21 protein-coding genes and 1 pseudogene are annotated in these 18,077 nt (G+C 75.0%); 10 read left to right on the top strand and 12 right to left on the bottom strand.

The genetic code is table 11. From position 1 onward, the window contains the following. Nucleotides 1-21: 21 nt before the first annotated feature. The 3 genes from HNR12_RS00450 to HNR12_RS00440 form a co-directional block, all read right to left on the bottom strand. A complete protein-coding gene (locus HNR12_RS00450; RefSeq protein ID WP_179765588.1) occupies nucleotides 22-1,341 on the bottom strand; it encodes a bifunctional RNase H/acid phosphatase in 1,320 nt (439 codons plus the stop codon). Nucleotides 1,342-1,710: 369 nt separating this feature from the next. Beyond that, entirely contained in the window at nucleotides 1,711-2,454 is a 744-nt protein-coding gene (locus HNR12_RS00445) for a zinc ribbon domain-containing protein (protein WP_179765587.1), read from the bottom strand. 86 nt (nucleotides 2,455-2,540) lie between these two features. Further along, nucleotides 2,541-3,344, bottom strand: coding sequence for a Nif3-like dinuclear metal center hexameric protein (locus HNR12_RS00440; RefSeq protein ID WP_179770292.1), 804 nt, complete (start codon nucleotides 3,342-3,344; stop codon nucleotides 2,541-2,543). A 281-nt stretch (nucleotides 3,345-3,625) separates the two neighbouring features. Here HNR12_RS00440 and HNR12_RS00435 point away from each other — a divergent pair, with 281 nt between their 5' ends. Continuing rightward, on the top strand, nucleotides 3,626-4,138 hold the full coding sequence (locus tag HNR12_RS00435; protein ID WP_179765586.1) for an LURP-one-related/scramblase family protein: 513 nt from the start codon (nucleotides 3,626-3,628) through the stop codon (nucleotides 4,136-4,138). Here the strand turns inward: HNR12_RS00435 and HNR12_RS00430 are convergent. Next, a complete protein-coding gene (locus tag HNR12_RS00430) occupies nucleotides 4,135-5,172 on the bottom strand; it encodes a helix-turn-helix transcriptional regulator (protein WP_179765585.1) in 1,038 nt (345 codons plus the stop codon). The two genes, HNR12_RS00435 and HNR12_RS00430, sit on opposite strands and share 4 nt — an antisense overlap. Nucleotides 5,173-5,265: 93 nt before the next feature. On the opposite strand from HNR12_RS00430, the gene HNR12_RS00425 reads away from it, so the two are divergent. Beyond that, on the top strand, nucleotides 5,266-5,733 hold the full coding sequence (locus HNR12_RS00425; protein WP_179765584.1) for a VOC family protein: 468 nt from the start codon (nucleotides 5,266-5,268) through the stop codon (nucleotides 5,731-5,733). Here HNR12_RS00425 and HNR12_RS00420 read toward each other — a convergent pair. Further along, nucleotides 5,730-6,641 (bottom strand): LysR family transcriptional regulator, encoded by a 912-nt coding sequence (locus tag HNR12_RS00420; RefSeq protein ID WP_179765583.1) that lies wholly within the window; start codon nucleotides 6,639-6,641, stop codon nucleotides 5,730-5,732. The genes HNR12_RS00425 and HNR12_RS00420 overlap by 4 nt on opposite strands. A gap of 73 nt (nucleotides 6,642-6,714) precedes the next feature. Between HNR12_RS00420 and HNR12_RS00415 the strand changes: the two genes are divergently transcribed. Together HNR12_RS00415 and HNR12_RS00410 are read left to right on the top strand one after the other, a co-directional pair. After that, entirely contained in the window at nucleotides 6,715-7,104 is a 390-nt protein-coding gene (locus HNR12_RS00415) for a RidA family protein (protein ID WP_179765582.1), read from the top strand. 138 nt (nucleotides 7,105-7,242) lie between these two features. Continuing rightward, a complete protein-coding gene (locus tag HNR12_RS00410; protein WP_179765581.1) occupies nucleotides 7,243-7,614 on the top strand; it encodes a VOC family protein in 372 nt (123 codons plus the stop codon). A 258-nt stretch (nucleotides 7,615-7,872) separates the two neighbouring features. Here the strand turns inward: HNR12_RS00410 and HNR12_RS00405 are convergent, their stop codons facing one another. Next, on the bottom strand, nucleotides 7,873-8,298 hold the full coding sequence (locus HNR12_RS00405; RefSeq protein ID WP_179765580.1) for a hypothetical protein: 426 nt from the start codon (nucleotides 8,296-8,298) through the stop codon (nucleotides 7,873-7,875). A 72-nt stretch (nucleotides 8,299-8,370) separates the two neighbouring features. On the opposite strand from HNR12_RS00405, the gene HNR12_RS00400 reads away from it, so the two are divergent. Continuing rightward, nucleotides 8,371-9,225 carry a deoxyribonuclease IV gene (locus tag HNR12_RS00400; protein ID WP_179765579.1) on the top strand — a complete coding sequence of 285 codons (855 nt, stop codon included), beginning with the start codon at nucleotides 8,371-8,373 and terminating at the stop codon, nucleotides 9,223-9,225. A 137-nt stretch (nucleotides 9,226-9,362) separates the two neighbouring features. Here the strand turns inward: HNR12_RS00400 and HNR12_RS00395 are convergent, their stop codons facing one another. From HNR12_RS00395 to HNR12_RS00380, 4 genes and pseudogenes are all read right to left on the bottom strand, one after another. Continuing rightward, on the bottom strand, nucleotides 9,363-10,331 hold the full coding sequence (locus HNR12_RS00395) for a DUF7144 family membrane protein (protein WP_179765578.1): 969 nt from the start codon (nucleotides 10,329-10,331) through the stop codon (nucleotides 9,363-9,365). Nucleotides 10,332-10,543: 212 nt separating this feature from the next. Continuing rightward, nucleotides 10,544-10,723: a DUF397 domain-containing protein gene (locus tag HNR12_RS00390; protein ID WP_179765577.1), complete on the bottom strand. Its 180-nt coding sequence runs from the start codon at nucleotides 10,721-10,723 to the stop codon at nucleotides 10,544-10,546. Next, a pseudogene (locus tag HNR12_RS28060) lies at nucleotides 10,698-11,243 on the bottom strand (DUF5753 domain-containing protein). Before HNR12_RS28060 ends, HNR12_RS00390 begins: the two are co-directional and overlap by 26 nt. Nucleotides 11,244-11,245: 2 nt before the next feature. Further along, nucleotides 11,246-11,491 carry a helix-turn-helix domain-containing protein gene (locus tag HNR12_RS00380; RefSeq protein WP_179765575.1) on the bottom strand — a complete coding sequence of 82 codons (246 nt, stop codon included), beginning with the start codon at nucleotides 11,489-11,491 and terminating at the stop codon, nucleotides 11,246-11,248. A 246-nt stretch (nucleotides 11,492-11,737) separates the two neighbouring features. Here HNR12_RS00380 and HNR12_RS00375 point away from each other — a divergent pair, with 246 nt between their 5' ends. From HNR12_RS00375 to HNR12_RS00360, 4 genes are all read left to right on the top strand, one after another. Then, a complete protein-coding gene (locus HNR12_RS00375) occupies nucleotides 11,738-11,917 on the top strand; it encodes a hypothetical protein (protein ID WP_179765574.1) in 180 nt (59 codons plus the stop codon). Beyond that, on the top strand, nucleotides 11,893-12,078 hold the full coding sequence (locus HNR12_RS00370) for a hypothetical protein (RefSeq protein WP_179765573.1): 186 nt from the start codon (nucleotides 11,893-11,895) through the stop codon (nucleotides 12,076-12,078). The genes HNR12_RS00375 and HNR12_RS00370 overlap by 25 nt, the downstream gene beginning before the upstream one ends. Nucleotides 12,079-12,247: 169 nt before the next feature. Then, a complete protein-coding gene (locus HNR12_RS00365; RefSeq protein ID WP_179765572.1) occupies nucleotides 12,248-12,571 on the top strand; it encodes a hypothetical protein in 324 nt (107 codons plus the stop codon). 53 nt (nucleotides 12,572-12,624) lie between these two features. Beyond that, nucleotides 12,625-13,179, top strand: coding sequence for an AAA family ATPase (locus HNR12_RS00360; RefSeq protein WP_308118670.1), 555 nt, complete (start codon nucleotides 12,625-12,627; stop codon nucleotides 13,177-13,179). Nucleotides 13,180-13,417: 238 nt separating this feature from the next. On the opposite strand, the gene HNR12_RS00355 is transcribed toward HNR12_RS00360, so the two are convergent. Both HNR12_RS00355 and HNR12_RS00350 read right to left on the bottom strand, forming a co-directional pair. Continuing rightward, on the bottom strand, nucleotides 13,418-14,029 hold the full coding sequence (locus HNR12_RS00355; protein WP_179765571.1) for a hypothetical protein: 612 nt from the start codon (nucleotides 14,027-14,029) through the stop codon (nucleotides 13,418-13,420). Between the two features lie 39 nt (nucleotides 14,030-14,068). Then, complete coding sequence (locus tag HNR12_RS00350) at nucleotides 14,069-15,265, bottom strand: VLRF1 family aeRF1-type release factor (RefSeq protein WP_308118671.1); 1,197 nt, start codon at nucleotides 15,263-15,265, stop codon at nucleotides 14,069-14,071. A gap of 204 nt (nucleotides 15,266-15,469) precedes the next feature. On the opposite strand from HNR12_RS00350, the gene HNR12_RS00345 reads away from it, so the two are divergent. After that, entirely contained in the window at nucleotides 15,470-17,851 is a 2,382-nt protein-coding gene (locus HNR12_RS00345) for a Tex family protein (protein ID WP_179765570.1), read from the top strand. The last annotated feature ends 226 nt before the right edge of the window (nucleotides 17,852-18,077 follow it).

The raw sequence follows: 18,077 nt of genomic DNA, 5'->3' as shown, positions 1-18,077 counted from the left end.
GGGGGCGGGCGGGGGTCTCGGTCAGGCGAGGTGGCCGGTGTCGTTGAGGGCGCGCACCACCATCGGGCCGTCGCTGTAGCAGTCGATCCGCGACAGGCAGCCGACGTCCAGGTGCATGCGGAACAGCGCCTCGGGCGGGGCCAGCATCGCCTGCTGGAGCAGCACCTTGATGGGGGTCACGTGGCTGACCACCAGGATCGTTCTGCGCGCGTAGCGGGACAGCAGCCGGTCGCGGGCGGCCGCCACCCGGTGGGCGACCTCGGCGAAGCTCTCCGCGCCGAAGGGGGCGGTGTGCGGGTTGGCCAGCCAGCGCGCGAGTTCCTCGGGGTGGGCCTCCTGGACCTCGCCGAAGGTCATGCCCTCCCACGCGCCGAAGTCGAGTTCGCGCAGGTCGGGGTCCTCCTCGACGGGCAGGCCGAGTTCGGCGGCGATGGGAGCGGCCGTGTCGCGGGTCCGGCGCAGCGGTGAGGCGACGATGACGTCGATCCCGCTCCCGGCCAGGTGGCGCGCCGCCGCGCGGGCCTGGGCGTGCCCGGTCTCGGTGAGCGCGATGTCGCCCACGCCCGCGAAGCGCCGCTCGGTCGACAGCGGGGTCTCGCCGTGCCGCAGCAGGACGAGCCGCGTCGGCGAGGTGTCGGGGGCGGCCCAGCCGGTGGCGGCGGCGGACCCGGCGACACCGGCCTGCGCGGCGGAGTCCGCGCCGCCGCCCGTGCCGGCCTCGGGTGCCGCGCCGGCGTCGGCCGGGGCGGGGGCCGGGTCCTCGGACGCGCCGGAGCCCTCGCCCCCCGAGGCCGGTCCGCCGGGCGCCGACGCGTCGGCGCCCGCCTGCGCGGCGCCGCCCGCGGGCGCGTCCCCGGCGCCCGCTCCGGCCGCCGCGCCCGCCGTGGGCTCGGGGGCCTCCACCGCCTCCAGCCGTACGGGGCGGCCCTCGGCGGCGGCGTCCATGGCCTCGTTGGCGAGCCGGTCGGCGTGGGCGTTGCGGGCGCGCGGCACCCAGGTGTAGCGGACGGCGCCCAGCTCCTCTGCGGCGGCGCGGGCCCGCTCGTGCAGGGGGCGCAGGTCGGGGTGCTTGACCCGCCAGCGGCCGGCCATCTGCTCGACCACGAGCTTGGAGTCCAGGCGCGCCTCGACCTCGGCGGCGGCGTCCAGCCGGGCCGCCGCGGCGAGCCCGGCGATCAGCCCCTGGTACTCGGCGGCGTTGTTGGTGGCCACGCCGATGGACTCGGCGATCTCGGCCAGCACGGCGCCGGTGTCGGCGTCGCGCACGACGGCGCCGTACCCGGCCGGGCCGGGGTTGCCGCGCGAGCCGCCGTCGGCCTCCACGACCAGCCGGCGGGTCATCGGCCCGCCTCCCGTTCGGCCGCAACCCTCGCCGCGGCCGGTGCCGCCGCGCGCGGCGGCACCGGCCGCCCGGGCCGCTTCGGCCGCCGTCCCGCCGCGCCCCGCGCCGTGCGGCACCGCGCCGCCCTCCGGACCTCGTCTGCCATGCCTGGCCTGCCTCCGCGTCGTCGTCTGCGTTCGCCCCGGGCCGCCGCCAACGGTGCGGCGGCCCGCCGGCGGGTGATACCCGGGAGCGGGCGCGGCATGCCGTGCACCGCCGCGCCGCACCGGGCGGCGAGGGTGTGTGCCGTGCGCGGCCCGCACCCACCGGGGGCCGCCGCACGGCGCGTCAAGGGCGCGCCGCGCCCCGGTACCCCGGCGGAACCGGTGCTAGAGGCCCGACTCCTCGGTGCGGATGAGGATGCGCCGGCACTCCTCGCAGCGCAGCACCTCATCAGGCGGCGACTGGCGGATCTGGCCCAGCTCGGCCGTGCTCAGCGCCAGCTTGCAGCCCTCGCAGCGGCCGTAGCGCAGCGCCGCCGCGCCGACCCCCTGGTACTGGTCGCGCAGCTTGGTGTAGAGGGTGAGGAGGTCGCCGGGGATCTCGGCGGCCACCCGCTCGCGCCGGGTGGCCTCGTTGTCGCGGTCGGCCTCGATCTCCAGCACCGCCGAGGAGCGCCGGTCCTCGGCCGCCTCGCGCTCGGCCTGCGCCGCGGCCAGCTCCTTGTCGAGTTCGGCGTCCTCGGCCTCGGCGGCCTCGCGGCGCTCCATCACACCCAGGACGATGTCCTCCAGCTCGCCCTGGCGGCGCTGGAGGGACACGATCTCCGCCTGGAGGTGCTCCAGGTCCTTGGGCGAGCCCACCTGGCCGGAGTCCAGGCGCTTGGTGTCGCGCTCGGCGCGGGCGCGCACCTGCTCCACGTCGGACTCGGCCTTGCGCTGCTCGCGGTCCAGGTCGGACAGCGTGGTGGCGACGACGGCCTTGCGGTCGCGCAGCTCGGTGATGCGGGAGTCGAGCCGCTGGATTTCGGCGATCTCGGGCAGGGTGCGGACCCGGTGGGCCAGCTGGGCCAGCCGGCTGTCGATCTCCTGCAGGTCGAGCAGGCGCACCTGGTCGGCGGGTTCTGCTTTCACTTGGGTTCCAGGCTCCTTGTGCGGCGTTGGAGGCGGTGGCGGCCGGCCGCGGGGCCGCCGAAGGGATCGGGTGGTGCGGGGGCGGGTCAGATCGCCAGTGACCAGGCGTCGGTGACGATCTCGGATACGCGGGTCTCCACGTTAGCCCGTTCCCCGCCCAGCGCGCTCGCCAGCCGCGCGGCGCCGTCGGCCAGCCAGGGCCACTCGCTGGCCCAGTGCGCGGTGTCGATCAGCGCGATGTCGCCGTGTTCGGCGAACTCCGAGGCGGGGTGGTGGCGCAGGTCGGAGGTGAGGAACACGTCCACCCCGGCGGCGCGGGCGCGGCCCAGCAGGGAGTCCCCGGCGCCGCCGGAGACCGCGACGCGGCGCACCGGGCGGTCGGGGTCGCCGCTGACGCGGATGCCGCCCGCCGTGCGCGGCAGCCCGGCGGCGGCGCGGGCGGCGAAGTCGCGCAGCGCGACGGGCTCGGGCAGGGTGCCGACGCGGCCGATGCCCCGGCGCCCGGCCGGGTCGGCGGGGTCGGGTTCGAGCGGGTCGAGGTCGCCGGTGAGCCCCACGGCCGCCGCCAGCGCGTCGGAGACCCCGGGCACGGCGGTGTCGGCGTTGGTGTGCGCGGTGTAGAGGGCGGTGCCCGCGGCGATCAACCGGTGCACCAGCCGGCCCTTGGGCGTGGTGGCGGCGACGCTGGTGACACCGCGCAGCAGCAGCGGGTGGTGGGTGATGACGAGGTCGGCGCCCCACTCCAGGGCCTCCTCGACCACGGCGGCCACCGGGTCCACGGCGAACAGCACCCGCCGCACCGGCTGGGCGGGGTCGCCGCACACCAGCCCGACCGCGTCCCAGGACGCGGCCCAGGCGGGGTCGTAGATCCGCTCGAAGGCGGCGGTCACCTCGGCCAGGCTGGGCGGCGGGGCCGGCCCGTCGGCGGGCGGGACTGCGGGGTCAGCGGGAGTCTGTGTCACGGACCGCAGATTAGCGGCTCGGCCGGTGTGGGCACCGCGCCCGCGCGCGACGCGGCGCCGGGCGCGCGGCGGGCCCGGTGGGGACGGCCCGGACGCGGCGCGCCGCGCGCCCGGCCGCTCCGCCTTGTCCCGGCCGGGGCCGTCGCCTAGCGTCGTCAGCGACCCCCGGCGCCCGGAGCCGGGGCCAACGCGACAAGGATGGGGCGGCCGTGAAGTTCCTGGTTCGTGAGCGCATGTTCGACATCGGCGACGACTACTGGGTGACCGACGAGGCGGACCGGCGGGTCTTCCTGGTCGACGGCAAGGCGATGCGGATCCGCACCACCTTCGAGCTCAAGGACGCCGAGGGCAACGAACTGCTCACCATCCGCAAGAAGCTGCTCAGCGTGCGCGACGCCATGAAGATCGAGCGCGACGGCGACACGGTGGCCACCGTGCGCAAGCGCATCATCAACCCCATCAAGGACAAGTTCGTGGTGGACCTCAAGGACGCCGACGACTGGGAGGTCAGCGGCGACTTCCTCGGCAAGGAGTACGTGATCAGCGACCCCAACGGCACGGTCGCCCACATCTCCCGCAAGTGGTTCCGCATCCGCGACACCTACGCGGTGGACGTCAACACCTACCGCACCGACGCCGGCGGCGACCCCGCGCTGGTGCTCAGCGTGGCCGTGTGCGTGGACGCCATGACCGAGGAGGACGGCGAGGCGGGCGACGACTAGCCGCGCCGCGCCGCGGCGCCGACTCCGCGCGGCGGGGCCTGGCGGGCGTAGGACGCGAGACGGTCGGCGAGCGCGGCGACGAGGCCGCGCAGCTCGTCGGGGCGCTCGATGACGAACGGGCGGTCGAGCGCGGCGAGCACCGGGGGCAGCCAGTCGAGCCGCTCCGCCCGCAGCTCCACGCGCCGCCAGCGCTCACCCGCCCGGTCCTGACCGGCCGCGGGCTCGGGCTGGGGCCCGCCCTCCTCCAGGGCGGCGATACCGGCGGGCAGGCGGGCGCGGATCTGCTCGACCGTCCCGTGGATCCGCAGGGTCACCTCGTGCCGGTAGTCGGCCGTGGCCAGCGCCGCCAGCACGCGCCGCGCCGGATCGGGGCCGGCGGGTGCCTCGAACGTCCCGGGCAGGGCCCGCGCGTCCGCGATGCGGTCGAGCCGGAGGGTCCGGTCCTCGCCGATCCCGGCGTCCCGGCCGGTGACATACCACCGGCCCGCGTGCGCGACGATCCCGTACGCGTGCAGGGTGCGTTCGCTGCGCCGTCTGCCGCGGTCGGTGTAGCGGATCGCGACCGGCCTCCGGTGGCGCACCGCGTCGGCGACGGTGAGCAGGACCCCGGCGTCCGGGGTGTCGAACTCCCCCGGCTCCTCGGTGAAGGCGAGGGCCTCCAGGAGCGTGTCGAGCCGGCGGGCGGTGTGCGCGGGCAGCACCCGCCGGATCTTCGCCGAGGCCGTCTCGTTCGCCGTGCGCTGCGCCGTCGTCAGCCCTGCCCGGCGGCTGGCGATCAGGCCGAGCAGCACGGCCAGCGCCTCGTCGTCGCCGAGCATGAGCGGGGGCAGGCGGTAGCCGGTGCCGAGCCGGTACCCGCCGTAGCGGCCGCGCACCGATTCCACGGGCACGTCCAGGTCGATCAACTGGCCCACGTACCGCCGCACGGTGCGCCCGTCGACACCGAGCCGGTCGGCCAGTTCGGCCACCGTCCGGGTGCCGCCCGACTGGAGCAGTTCCAGCAGCGTCAGCACGCGGGCAGCGGGTCGGGGCATGCGCACAAACTACCGCGATTACCGGACCGATTCTGTCCACTATTTCCTCTAGCCTGCGCTGTGCACGCTTCCGGCACAGCCAAGGAGATCCCCATGGAGTTCGCCTCTGTCCGCATCATCACCGCCGACGTGGCGCGCCTCGTCGCGTTCTACGAGCGGGTCCTGGGGGTGCGGGCCGCCTGGGCCACAGCGCAGTTCGCCGAACTCACGGCCGCGGGCGGCACCCTGGCGATCGCCGGCGAGGGCACCGTCCCCCTGTTCGCCCCGGGCTCCGCCCGCCCGGCGGACAACCGCAGTGTGATCATCGAGTTCCTCGTCGACGACGTGGACCGCGCGCACCGGGACCTGGCGGGCGTCGCCGCGGACGTCGTCACGGAGCCCACCACGATGCCCTGGGGCAACCGGTCGCTGCTGTTCCGCGACCCCGACGGCAACCTCCTCAACCTCTTCACGCCGGTCACCCCGGAGGCCGTCGAGAGGTTCGCCCGCCGGCCCCGCGCGCAGCCGCTCACGCGGGAGCCCTCGGCCGCGGCCGAGGCGGCCCCGGCGCACCGCGGCTAGCCCCTCGGGGGCGGCTCGCCGCCGACGGCCGCCAGCAGTTGCGCCACCAGGGGGCCGGGGTCGTCGCGGCGCCAGGCGACGGCGACCCGCGTGCGGGCGCCGCCGGGGTCGATGCGGCGGAAGGCGACCCCTTGGAGGCGGATGCGCCGGATGCTCGCCGGAGCCAGCGAGACCCCCAGGCCGGTCTCCACGAGCGCGCACACGGTCTGCCACTCCACCGCGTGCTGGGCGATCCGGGGCGTGAACCCCGCCTCGGCGCACAGGCCCACGATCTGGTCGTAGAGCTGCGGGCCGACCGCGCGCGGCAGCAGGACGAACGGCTCGTCGGCCAGTTCGGCGAGCCGCACGGTCCGCCGCGCGGCCAGGGGGTGGGCCGCCGGCAGCACGGCGGCGAACGGTTCGCGCAGCACCGTCCGGAACCCCAGCGCCCCCTCCTCCTCGGCGGGGGGCTCGCGCAGCAGGCCGACGTCGATGGTCCCCTCGTGCAGGGCGGCGAGCTGCGGCGCGGTGGTCATCTCGCGGATGTCCAGGTCCACGCCGGGGTGGCGCTGCCGGTAGGTGCGCAGCAGCCCGGGCAGCACGGTCAGGGCCAGCGAGGCGGCGAAGCCGATCCGCAGGCGGCCGGCGCGGCCGCCGCCCACGGCCCGGGCGGCGGCCAGTCCCTCGGCGAGTCCGGACAGGGCCCGCCGGGCGGCGGGCAGCAGCTCGCGCCCGGCCGGGGTGAGCGCGACGCCGCCCGGTCCGCGGCGGAACAGCGCGTGGCCCACCCGGTCCTCCAGGCGGCGGATCTGCTGGCTCAGCGGCGGCTGGGCGATCCCCAGGCGGGCGGCGGCGCGGCCGAAGTGCAGTTCCTCGGCGAGCACGACGAAGACGTGCAGCTGCCCGAGGGGGAGTTCGGGGCGCTCCATACGCTTAGTGATATCACTTCCCACCTACGGAAGTATTGGACATATCGCCGCTGCTCGCCCTAGCGTTCCGCGCATGACGCAACGACGCTCGATCCTCAGCGGCTCGACCTTTGAGGAGCAGATCGGCTATGCCCGCGCCGTGGTGGCGGGCGACTGGGTGCACGTGTCGGGGACGACCGGGTTCGACTACGCCACCATGACCGTCTCCGACGACGTGGTGGAGCAGGCCGAGCAGTGCCTGCGCAACATCGGGGCCGCGCTGGCAGAGGCCGGGTGCTCCCTCGCCGACGTGGTGCGGGTGTGCTACCTGCTGCCCGACCGCGCCGACTTCGAGCCCTGCTGGCCGGTCCTGCGCCGCTGCTTCGGCGAGGTCCGCCCCGCCGCCACGATGCTCGTCTGCGGCCTCGCCGACCCCCGGATGAGGATCGAGATCGAGGTGGACGCGCGCCGGCCCGCCGCGTGACCTCCGGCCGCCGGTCCGGCCGCCCCGAACCGGGCGGCCGGACCGGGGCTGGACCGGCATGGCGGCCGGCGGGTGGGGCAGGATGCCCCTTCCGGGCGGTGACCGGCACCGCTTCCTCCCGCGAAAAGAGCCGTCGCGATGATCGGTCGCCTTGAGGCCGTCGTCCTGGACGCCGCCGACACCCAGGCCCTCGCCCGCTTCTACTCCGAACTGCTCGGCCTGCCCGTCACCCGCGTGGACGGCGGCTGGATCGAACTGGGCCGCCCCGACGACCCGATGGTCTGCTTCCAGCACGTGCCCGACCACGTGCCGCCGCAGTGGCCCGATCCGGCCCGCTCCCAGCAGGCGCACCTGGACGTGCGGGTCGAGGACATCGAGGCGGCCGAGGCGGCGGTGCTGGCCCTGGGCGCCAAGCGCTTCGGCGGGGGCGAGGAGGGCCAGGACTTCCGGGTCTACGCCGACCCGGCGGGCCACCCGTTCTGCCTGATCTTCGAGGTGGACGAGAGCTAGCTGCGCCGTTTCGGGAGGGGTGCCCCGGTCGGCGGTCGTCAGCGGCCAAGCCGCTTGACCGGGGCGCCCACCCGCGAAGTGGACCATGGCAGGCGCACCGGTGTGGCGGCGGCGTACGGTTGCCGTCCCCGCGCCCGGGGAGCGGTGAGGGCGCAGCGCCGGCCAGGCGGCGGCGTCCTTGCCCCGCGCCACGGCGTGAAGGGGGTGGCGCCGCGCCCGCACCGTCTGTCCAAGACCCCGGCGGCCGGGGCGGTCCGCTCAGGCCCGGGGCCGCGCCGGCGCCGTGCAGCCGCCCGCGTAGGCGCCCACCGCGCCGGCCAGCGCGCCCAGGACCAGCCAGGCCGCCACCACCCCCGGCGGCGCGGGGTCGGTCCAGCCCGGCAGGGCCAGCAGCAGGTAGGCCGCCGTGCCGAACAGGGCGGCCGCGCCCGCGCGCGGCACCCCCCACGCCCGCAGCAGCCCCCAGCCCACCAGGGGCGTGGCCACCAGCCGCACGGCGAGGACCCCGATGCCCACGCCGATGTTGGCCCCCACCACCCGCGCGCCGAACAGCGCGTCCACCGCCCAGCCGCCGCCGAGCGCGGCCAGGCCCACCCCTACCGTCGCGGCGCCGCCCACGGCGGCGCCTCGGGCGACGCTCCCCCAGTCGGGCGCGAACCGGGTCGCGCGTGCGGTTCCAGCCATGCCCCCATCCTGCCAGCGGCACCCGCGGCCGGGGGATGAGACCGGTAACGCAGCCTCTAAGCTGGGGGAATCATGACTGATCTCGCCGTTTCGCCCATCGGGGCGCACGTTCCCGTCGCCGGCGGCCTGGCCACCCGCGGTCTCGCCTACGCCGCCGAGGTCGACGCCGAGGCCGTGCAGGTCTTCGTCTCCAACCCCCGGGGCTGGGCGGTCACCGCCGGCGACCCCGCCGAGGACGCCGCGCTGCGCGAGCGCACCGACACCGGGCTCCCGGTGTTCGTGCACGCCACCTACCTGATCAACCTCGGCGCGCCCGACGACGCCGTGGCCGAGCGCTCGCTGGCCTCCCTGGAGCACGCCCTGGTGCGCGGCGCCGCGATCGGCGCGCGGGGCGTGGTGGTGCACACCGGTTCGGCGGTGCGCGGCGGGCGCGAGGAGGGCCTGGCGCGGATGCGCGACCGGCTGGTCCCGCTGCTGGACCGCTTGGGCGAGGACGTGCCGCCGGTGCTGCTGGAGCCGATGGCGGGCCAGGGCCAGGTGCTGTGCGCCACGGTGGACGACCTCGCGGGCTACCTCGGCGCGCTGGACTGGCACCCGCGCGCCGCCGTGTGCCTGGACACCGCCCACGTCTTCGCCGCCGGGCACGACGTGTCGACCCCGGCGGGCATGGCGGCGATGCTGGACCGCTTCGGCGAGGTCATCGGCGCCGACCGGCTGCGACTGGTGCACGCCAACGACTCCAAAGCGCCCTGCGGCAGCAACAAGGACCGCCACGAGAACATCGGCGCGGGCCACATCGGCGCCGAGCCGTTCGGGGTGCTGTTCACCCACCCGGTGAGCGCGGGCGTGCCGGTGGTGTGCGAGACGCCGGGCCCGGCCGGGCCGCACGCCACCGACATCGCCGCGCTGAAGAAGCTGCGCGGCTGACCGGGCTTTGACGCCGGGCCGCTTTCGGTCCGAAACGCGTGTCGGGCGCCTTCGCTGCGCGAAGGCGCCCGACGTATGGCAGGAGCGGACGGCGGAGGCCGATCGCCGTCCGCCCGCCTGATGCCGCGGCGGCGCGGTCAGCCCATCCGCTGCTCGTGCTTGCCCGGCCGCGTGCCCGGAGGGCGCTCCGCGCCCTGGCGCGGGTCCGGGGCGCCCATGGCGCTGTCCGGCTTGCGGCGGCGGCCCCCGCCGGTGTCGGGCATCCACTGCTCCCCGACGCCCCGCGACTCGCCCTGGCCGGACCGCTGCTCGCCGTAGCCCATCGCCCCGCGCGGGCCGGTCTCGGTGTAGCCCATGGGCTGCTGCGGACCGGTCGGTCCGGCGCCCTGGGGCATGTCGCCCTGGACCATGGGTTGGCTGTAGTCGTGCTGACCGCGCATCCCGCCGGCGGCAACGGGCTCGCGCATGCCGCCCTCGGCGGCCTGCCCGCGCTCACCGCTGTGGGCGGGGTAGCCCTGTTCGCCGTAGCCGTACTCTCCGTAGCCCTGCTCACCGCCCATCCCGGCGGCGGCGGGCTCGCCGCCCTGGCCCGCGTAGGCGGGCCGGCCGCTCTGGTCGACCATCTCGCCGGTCTGGCCGGACATGTGGCCGCCCCGGGGCGCGCCCTGGCCGTAGTGCGCGGGCGCGGTGTCGGCGTCGGCGCGGCCGGCGTCGTAGGCGTCGCGGCGGCGGTCGTCGGGCCAGCCGACGGTCATGCCGTAGACGATGAGCAGGTCAACGGCGATCACCACCAGCGACCACCAGGGGTGCGCGGTGATGAAGGCCAGTTGGGCAACGGCGTTGACGGCCGCCAGGACGACCGCGAACACCCGCGCCCACATCTGCCCGGAGAGCAGCGCGAGCCCGGCGAGCACGAGGACCACGCCCCAGATGCCCAGGACCAGCCCCCAGAGCAGGTAGTTGAAGACGAGCAGCGTCCCCTCGGCACCGAGGAAGTAGGCGGGCCGGAACATGCCGACAAGGCCCTGGACGATGTTGACGGCGCCGACGACGAACAGCATCGTCGCACCGAAGACGCCCCATCCGTTCGCCCGTGATCGCTTCATTGCTGGCGCTCCTCTCGGGGTCGAGGGGCTGCCGTACCAGTGGTACCGCTCCTCATGGTGTCTTTGTGAGAACTAGGTCTGACCTCACGATGCACGACACCCAAGGCGCGAATCCACGCACGGGCGACCAGGGTCCGGTAAAACAGGGCAAAAAAGAGATGCCCTGGTCACCACGCGTTTCGGCGTGGGTCCAGGGCACTGCCCGAGGGGTGTCAGAGGGAGTCGACGTCGGCCAGGAAGGCGGCCCACTCCTCCTTAAGGAAGGCGAGAGTGCCCTTGTCCCGGTTCCGGGTGTCTCTCATCAGGGCGACGACGCCCTCGTCAGCGAGCCTCGCCTCCACGCAATCGCCGCGGACTTGAGAGTAGCTACTCTTCCTCCACTGCGTATCCATGCATAACCTCCCTTATCAGCTCACTGCTGGTACGGAAATCGTAGGCCCAGCCTGATAGCTCGCTGAACACCGAGGTCAGCCGTCGAACCTCGGCTGCGTCGGACACCAGAACGGAGCCTCCAGCGTGCTCGCATTCGACACGAGGCGTGCGGTCGGCGAAGGACAGCAGTCGGAACGATCCCGTGAGCCCGCCGAAGAACCCGCAGCTTGAGGGAAGCACCTGGATACGCGCGCGGTCTCCGACGTCAAGCAGGTGCTGAAGCTGCTCGCTCATGATGGCGGCCGATCCGACGGCGGACCGCAACGCTTATTCGGAGATCACCGCTCGGAACTCGGCCCGCAGTTGGCCGAGGCGTTCACAGCGGGCTTTGGCGAGTGCGGCGACGGTCTCCGGCTTCTCGCCGGGTGAGCCGTGGCCGATCAGGATCTCCGCATACCTGGGCGTCTGGAGCAGTCCGGGCAGCAGATAGGGATGCCAGTTTCGGATCTCCGTGGCCCGGTCTTCACTTTCTCGGACCACGTTCAACCACGGGGGTCGGCTGCCCGCTCCCGTGACTCCTGCCAGGCCTGGACGAGTTCCCCGCCCGCTTCGTACAGGTGGTCAAGGCGTTCGACGTTGCCGAGAGCGGTGGACCGCTGCCCGCCCTCCAATTTGCTGAGCGTGGATTTGGAGAGATTGGCGAGCGACGCGACCTGGTCCAGTGTCAGCGACTTGCTCTTGCGCCATTCGCGAAGTTTCTCCCCGAACTGGCGGTGGTGCGCGTTCATGTTGGCAAGGATCGCACACAAGGTTTCTTTGCGTGTGCGGGTTCCCCCAGAACGTTCACGGCAGTGTCACCCCTCTTACCCAAGCAAGTTGGCAGAGCGACGCTGTAAACATCAACCCGTTTCTCGACACCTGGAGACAGTGTGCGCCTGCCACCCGATCACATCATCGCCGCCCTTCCCTCCGATGTAGCAATTCGCATAATCGACCTCAACGCGGTCAATCCGGCCTATTACGTCTGGCCGTCAATGGACGGCGCGAATTTCGGCGGCGTCTACTTCGCCTCCCTCGACCCCGCGAAGATGCCCGAGGGCAAGGACTGGGCGCCGACCCTCGCCAGTCCCAACCCCCACCAGCTGGAGCGGTTGCTGGAGGCCCCGCCCGACCGGGTGGAGGTGAGCTCGTGGCGGACACCGATGGCCCGGTGAAGGAGTCCCCCGATCCCGGGCCCTGGACCTGCCGACTGTGCGAGCGCCCCAGCCGGACCGATCCCTGCGGCTACTGCGGCAACCCCCGCAGCGAGAACGCCAACCTCCCGCCGCTCCCCCAGGAGCGGCCCGCGCGGGTGCGGCCCTACCTGCGGCCCTGATCCCGCGACCGGCCCGCCCTCCCGGCCACCCGGCGGCGAATCGCGCCGGGTGGCCATGGCGTCCGCCCGATTGCGGACGCAGAATGGACACGGAATCGGTCCGGGGCGCCGGGCGCTCCGCGGGGCCTTCGGCGACAATGAAGAGAACTTCTTCGGAGGGCGGTGCAGGATGGATCCGGTCAGCCTCGTCGTTGGAGCCGCCATAGCCCTCGGCGGCGTGATGATCGGACGCCTCCTCCCCCGGCGCTCCCCCGCCCCGCACCCCCCGCCGGCCGTCGCCGCGGCGCCGCGCACGCCCCAGCCCATCTGCGGCTGCGGCCACCACCTGGTCTTCCACGACCAGGAGTCCAAGCTGTGCCAGGCCCAGGTCGTCATCCCCGGCCGCTGGGTCGGCCAGAGCGGCGGCACCTACCGCCAGTGCATGTGCCAGGGCTACCGCGGCCCGATGCCGGTGGACGAGTACTACGCCCCCGACATCCTGGGCGACTCCTGAGCACCGCCGACCCGGCCGGGCCCGCGCCCGCCTCCCTCGCCGCCGTGTGGGTGGTGGCCGGTGCGCCCGGGGCCGGGAAGTCCACCGTGGCCCGCCTGCTGCTGGCCGCCCTGCGCCCGGTCCCCGCCCTGCTGGACAAGGACACCCTGTTCAGCGGGTTCGTCGCCGAGGTGCTCGCCGCGCACGGCCGCTCCTACGGCGAGCGCGAAGGCGCCTGGTACGACGCCCACGTCAAGGTCCACGAGTACGGGGGCATGACCGCCGCCGCCCGCGAGATCCGCTCGGCCGGCTGCCCGGCCATGCTGGTGGCGCCCTTCACCGGGCAGATCCGCGACCCCGCGCGCTGGCGGGCCTGGGCCGCCGACCTGGGCGGCGAACCGGTCCGGCTGGTGTGGGTGCGCAGCGACGCCGCCACCCTCAGAGAGCGGCTCGACCTGCGCGGGCGCTCCCGCGACTCCGGAAAGGTCGAGAGGTTCGCGGAGTTCCTCGACCGCGTCCGGCCCGACGAGCCGCCGCCCGTCGCCCACGCCGAGATCGACAACCGGCTGTCGGCGCCGCCCCTGGCCGGCCAGGTGGCGGCCCTGCTCAGCGGCCCGCGCGCGGGCTGACCCCGGTGTGGGCCGCACCCCAGCGGGTAGTCGCACGATCATGGAGATCGGAACCGCTGAACTCATCGTCATCGCCGTGCTGATCATCGGGATCCCCACCATCTTCGTGACCGTCGCGACCCTGATGCGGCGCCAGTCCCGCCGCAGCAACCGCCGCTAGCACCGGCGCGGGCCGACGGCACCCGGTCGGCCCGGTCGCCAGCGCGCGGCACCCGCGCCCGCCGCCGGGCGCGGGTGCTCAGCCTGCCGCCGGCCCGCCCGCCGCCGGAGCGGGGACCAAGGCCCGGACCTCCTGGAGCAGCCCCCAGGTGAAGTCGGCGACGTAGCGGCGCGCGGCTCCGGCCCCGTCGTCGGCGGTGAAGGCCAGCCGCCAGCGCGCGGGCGCGGTGCCCTCCAGCGGTTGGGCCGGGGCGAACGCCCGCCCGACGTCCCCGACCACGCATGACCACGGCGCCAGGTCGCCCACCGCGCGCAGCGCGGGCGGCGGCGAGCCCGGCGCGCGCACCAGCCACTCCTGGAGCACGCCGCCCCCACCGCGCTCCCCCAGCGCCACCACCTCGAACCGCAGCTGGGGCCACAGCGGCAGCGGCCAGCGCAGGACGCGGCAGGTCAGGTCGCCCACGGCCCGCTCCCCGTCGCTCTCGGGCGCGCCCAGCACTGTCGTGTAGCGGCGCACCCCGGCGGGGGCGCGGGGCGAGCGCAGCATCCGCTGCCAGGTGGCGTTGACCTCGCGGGCCTCGGTGCGCGAGGCGCCCAGCGACCGTGCGGCGTCCTCGACCAGGCCGGGCTGGAAGTCGGCCATCCGGCGCAGCAGCACCAACTGGAACTCGCGCACCCCGATCCGCGGCACCGGCCCGCTCCCCTCGTCTACGGGGCCTGCGGCCGGCGGCTACCAGCGCAGCAGCGCGGCGACGCCCTTGGCCTCGGCCAGCACCTCGGCCGCCCCCTCGGGGAGCAGCGTGACCTCGGCGCCCCCGGCGAGCCCCATCTCGATCATCCGCTCGCCCAGGTCCAGCTCCTCGGTCATGGAGGTGTAGGACTCCCCGGGCGGCAGCTCTCCCTGAGGGTAGTACCGCCCGTCGCGGCCCCGGTGCCCGGTCAGCTCGCGGGTGCCGTCCATCACCAGGTGGGCCACCCGGTTCTCGCGCAGGGCGCCGAGGGTGTCGCTGAGCCCGGTGGTGGCGTTGCCGCCCGAGCGCGCGATGTCGCACACCCGCTCGGCCATCGCGCGGCAGGCGCGCGTGCGCGCCTCCTCCAGTTCGGGCCGCACCAGCTCGGCGATCTCGGAGGTGGGGCGCTGGGGCGAGACCCGGCGGTCCAGCAGGATGACGTCGCGGCGCGGCCGGTCGGCGCGCAGGCCCTCGCGCACCACCTCCAGCAGGCGGGCGTCGCCGGTGACCACGACCTCGCGCCAGCCGCGCGCGTCGGCGATCTCGGCGATGCGCGGCCGCACCGAGTTGAGGTAGCGCAGCAGGTTCTCGGTGACGCGGCGGTCGAAGCGCTCGGCGGCGCCGCCCGTGCGCGAGGGGGCGCCGCCGCCCGGGCCCCGGTTACCGGCGGCGGCGGGGCGGGTGCCGCGCCAGTCGTCGTTGTCCAGCGCGAAGTCCAGCCGGGTGACCTCCGAGGCGGCGCCGAAGCGCAGGTCGATCACGCGCACGCCGTCCTGGGACACCGCCACCACGCCGGCGGGCGCGCCCAGGGTGAGGGCGTTGGCCAGCGGGCGCAGGTAGGGGTGGGGCGCCAGGACCGCGCAGTCGTCCAGCGGGACCTGCACGGTGAGGGTGTGCACCTCCTCGCCGGTGACCGGCGCGAACAGCGCGCGGCCCACGCCGGGCTCGGTGGTGTGCAGCACGCTCTCGATCTCGGGGCCCAGCCGCTCCAGGCGGTCGAGCACGGCGGCCTGGCGCTCCTTGTCGCCGCCGTTGGCCGCTCCGCCGCGCACCTCGCCCAGGGCGTTGTCGACCGACAGCCGCCAGGCGGGCGTCGCCGTGCGGTCGCGGGGGTCGGCGGTGGCGTACACGCTGAGCACGCCGATGTCGTCGGAGATGGTGGCCAGGTCGCGCAGCGACGTCGGGTCGACGTTCACGCTCGTCCCCTCTCGTTCTGCTGAGGCGTCCTTTCCCTACAGGAGACCAGCACCGCGTTCAACGGCCGGTCGGCGCACGGTCAGCCCCCGACCAAAACCGGCGCGGCGGCGCGACGGGGCGGGCGGGCGGGTCCGGCGTGACAACGTCCCCGGGCCACAGGAGAATGCACCGTCGGACCAGAACGAGAAAGTGGACACCCCAACGTGACGATCAGCATCGACCGGCGGATCGCCGAGGAACTCGGCGTCCGCGAACACCAGGTGACGGCGGCCGTCGCGCTGCTGGACGGCGGGGCGACCGTGCCCTTCGTCGCGCGCTACCGCAAGGAGGCCACCGGCGCCCTCGACGACGCCCAGCTGCGCCACCTGGAGGAGCGGCTGCGCTACCTGCGGGAGCTGGAAGAGCGCCGGGCCGTGATCCTGGACTCCATCCGGTCCCAGGGCAAGCTCGACGACGAGCTTGAGGCGCGCATCAACGAGGCCGACTCCAAGGCCCGGCTGGAGGACATCTACCTCCCGTTCAAGCCCAAGCGCCGCACCAAGGCGCAGACCGCCCGCGAGGCGGGGCTGGAGCCGCTGGCCGACGCGCTGCTGGGCGACCCCGGCCTGGACCCGCAGGCGGCCGGGGCGGCCTACGTCGACCCCGAGAAGGGCGTCGCCGACACCGCCGCGGCGCTGGAGGGCGCCCGCGCGATCCTGGTCGAGCGGTTCACCGAGGACGCCGACCTGGTCGGCGAGCTGCGCGAGCGGCTGTGGCAGCGGGGCCGCCTGGTGGCGCAGGTCCGCGAGGGCCGCGAGCAGGACGGCGCCAAGTTCGCCGACTACTTCGACTTCAGCGAGGGCCTGACCGAGCTGCCCTCCCACCGGGTGCTGGCGATGTTCCGCGGCGAGAAGGAGGAGGTGCTGGCCCTCACCCTGAAGCCGGAGGACGACGAGGACGCCGCCCCCACCGCGCCTGGGCCCTACGAGCGCGCGATCGCCGCCCGCTACGGGATCGCCGACCGGGGGCGGCCGGGCGACCGCTGGCTGCTGGACACCGTGCGCTGGGCCTGGCGCACGCGGGTGTTCGTGCGGTTGGACATCGACCTGCGGATGCGGCTGTGGCAGCGCGCCGAGGACGACGGGGTGGCCGTGTTCGCCGCCAACCTGCGCGACCTGCTGCTGGCCGCGCCCGCGGGCAGCCGGCCCACGCTCGGCCTGGACCCGGGGCTGCGCACGGGGGTGAAGGTGGCGGTGGTGGACGGCACCGGCAAGGTGGTGGCCACCGACACCGTGTACCCGCACGCGCCGCAGCGGCGCTGGGACGAGGCGCTGGCCACCCTGGCGCGGCTGGTGCGCGAGCACGGCGTGGAGCTGGTGGCGATCGGCAACGGCACGGCCTCGCGCGAGACCGACAGGCTGGCCGCGGACCTGGTGAAGCTGGTCGCGCCGGCCAAGCTGACCAAGGTGATGGTGTCGGAGGCGGGCGCGTCGGTGTACTCGGCCTCGGCCTACGCCTCGCGGGAACTGCCCGACCTGGACGTGTCGCTGCGCGGCGCGGTGTCGATCGCGCGGCGGCTGCAGGACCCCCTGGCGGAGCTGGTGAAGATCGACCCCAAGTCGATCGGGGTCGGGCAGTACCAGCACGACCTGTCGGAGGTGAAGCTGTCGAGGTCGCTGGACACCGTGGTCGAGGACTGCGTGAACGCGGTGGGGGTGGACGTCAACACGGCGTCGGTGCCGCTGCTGTCGCGGGTGTCGGGCATCAACTCCACGATCGCGCAGAACATCGTGGACCACCGCGACGCCCACGGTCCGTTCCGGGCGCGCTCGGCGCTCACCGAGGTGCCGCGGCTGGGCCCCAAGGCGTTCGAGCAGTGCGCGGGGTTCCTGCGGATCCGCGGCGGCGACGACCCGCTGGACGCCTCCAGCGTGCACCCGGAGTCCTACCCGGTGGTGCGGCGGATCCTGAACGCCACGGGCGGCCAGGTGGGCGACCTGATCGGCAACGGACCGGCGCTGCGCAGGCTGAACCCGGCGGACTTCGTGGACGAGGTGTTCGGGCTGCCGACGGTCACCGACATCCTCAAGGAGCTGGAGAAGCCGGGGCGCGACCCGCGTCCGGCGTTCACCACGGCCTCGTTCAAGGAGGGCGTGGAGACCCTGGCGGACCTGCGGCGGGGCATGATCCTGGAGGGCGTGATCACCAACGTCGCGGCGTTCGGCGCGTTCGTGGACGTGGGCGTGCACCAGGACGGCCTGGTGCACGTGTCGGCGATGTCCAAGAGCTTCGTCAACGACCCGCGCGATGTCGCCAAGCCCGGCGACATCGTCCGGGTGAAGGTGATGGACGTCGACACCGACCGCAAGCGGATCTCGCTGAGCATGCGCCTGGACGACGACCCCGAGGCCGAGCGCCCCGCCAAGGGCGGCGGTCGGCCCGAGCGCGGCGAGGGCGGCCGCGGCGGCGCGGGCCGCCGCCGGGGCGAGGGCGGCCAGGGCGGCCGGCAGCACAACGGCCGCCGCGGCGGCGCCCCCGACCCGGGAGCCAACAGCGCGATGGCCGAGGCCCTGCGCCGCGCCGGCCTCGACAAGGGCCTGCGCTAACCCGCGCCTCCCGGGGCGGGCGAAGGAGCACCCGCGCTCGGGAGGTGGGCGGCCGTTCACCGGACCGCCCACCTCCCGAGCGGCCACCTCTGGCCACAGTCGGTCACGTGCAATGGCGGCGAGTAGTCGCGGGGCTACGGTGGCGACGAGAGCCGTCGATCCCGAGGAGAACCGTTGGCACGCCGCGAAGGACCGCCGCAGCCGCCGCTCCAGCCGATGCCCCCAC

Origin of the sequence: Streptomonospora nanhaiensis (assembly GCF_013410565.1) — a bacterium.
Lineage (GTDB): Bacteria > Actinomycetota > Actinomycetes > Streptosporangiales > Streptosporangiaceae > Streptomonospora > Streptomonospora nanhaiensis.
The sequence above is the reverse complement of the archived record's forward strand: the minus strand, read 5'-3'. Positions and strand labels throughout refer to the sequence as shown.

Excerpts from the sequence above, each read along its gene's own strand:
- HNR12_RS00425 (WP_179765584.1), top strand. The coding sequence starts at position 5,266 with ATGGAGTTCGCCTCTGTCCGCATCATCACCGCCGACGTGGCGCGCCTC.
- HNR12_RS00365 (WP_179765572.1), top strand. The coding sequence starts at position 12,248 with ATGGATCCGGTCAGCCTCGTCGTTGGAGCCGCCATAGCCCTCGGCGGC.
- HNR12_RS00415 (WP_179765582.1), top strand. The coding sequence starts at position 6,715 with ATGACGCAACGACGCTCGATCCTCAGCGGCTCGACCTTTGAGGAGCAG.
- HNR12_RS00375 (WP_179765574.1), top strand. The coding sequence starts at position 11,738 with ATGGACGGCGCGAATTTCGGCGGCGTCTACTTCGCCTCCCTCGACCCC.
- HNR12_RS00420 (WP_179765583.1), bottom strand. The coding sequence starts at position 6,641 with ATGGAGCGCCCCGAACTCCCCCTCGGGCAGCTGCACGTCTTCGTCGTG.
- HNR12_RS00400 (WP_179765579.1), top strand. The coding sequence starts at position 8,371 with ATGACTGATCTCGCCGTTTCGCCCATCGGGGCGCACGTTCCCGTCGCC.
- HNR12_RS00410 (WP_179765581.1), top strand. The coding sequence starts at position 7,243 with ATGATCGGTCGCCTTGAGGCCGTCGTCCTGGACGCCGCCGACACCCAG.
- HNR12_RS00390 (WP_179765577.1), bottom strand. The coding sequence starts at position 10,723 with ATGGATACGCAGTGGAGGAAGAGTAGCTACTCTCAAGTCCGCGGCGAT.
- HNR12_RS00430 (WP_179765585.1), bottom strand. The coding sequence starts at position 5,172 with ATGCCCCGACCCGCTGCCCGCGTGCTGACGCTGCTGGAACTGCTCCAG.
- HNR12_RS00450 (WP_179765588.1), bottom strand. The coding sequence starts at position 1,341 with ATGACCCGCCGGCTGGTCGTGGAGGCCGACGGCGGCTCGCGCGGCAAC.
- HNR12_RS00405 (WP_179765580.1), bottom strand. The coding sequence starts at position 8,298 with ATGGCTGGAACCGCACGCGCGACCCGGTTCGCGCCCGACTGGGGGAGC.
- HNR12_RS00395 (WP_179765578.1), bottom strand. The coding sequence starts at position 10,331 with ATGAAGCGATCACGGGCGAACGGATGGGGCGTCTTCGGTGCGACGATG.
- HNR12_RS00380 (WP_179765575.1), bottom strand. The coding sequence starts at position 11,491 with ATGAACGCGCACCACCGCCAGTTCGGGGAGAAACTTCGCGAATGGCGC.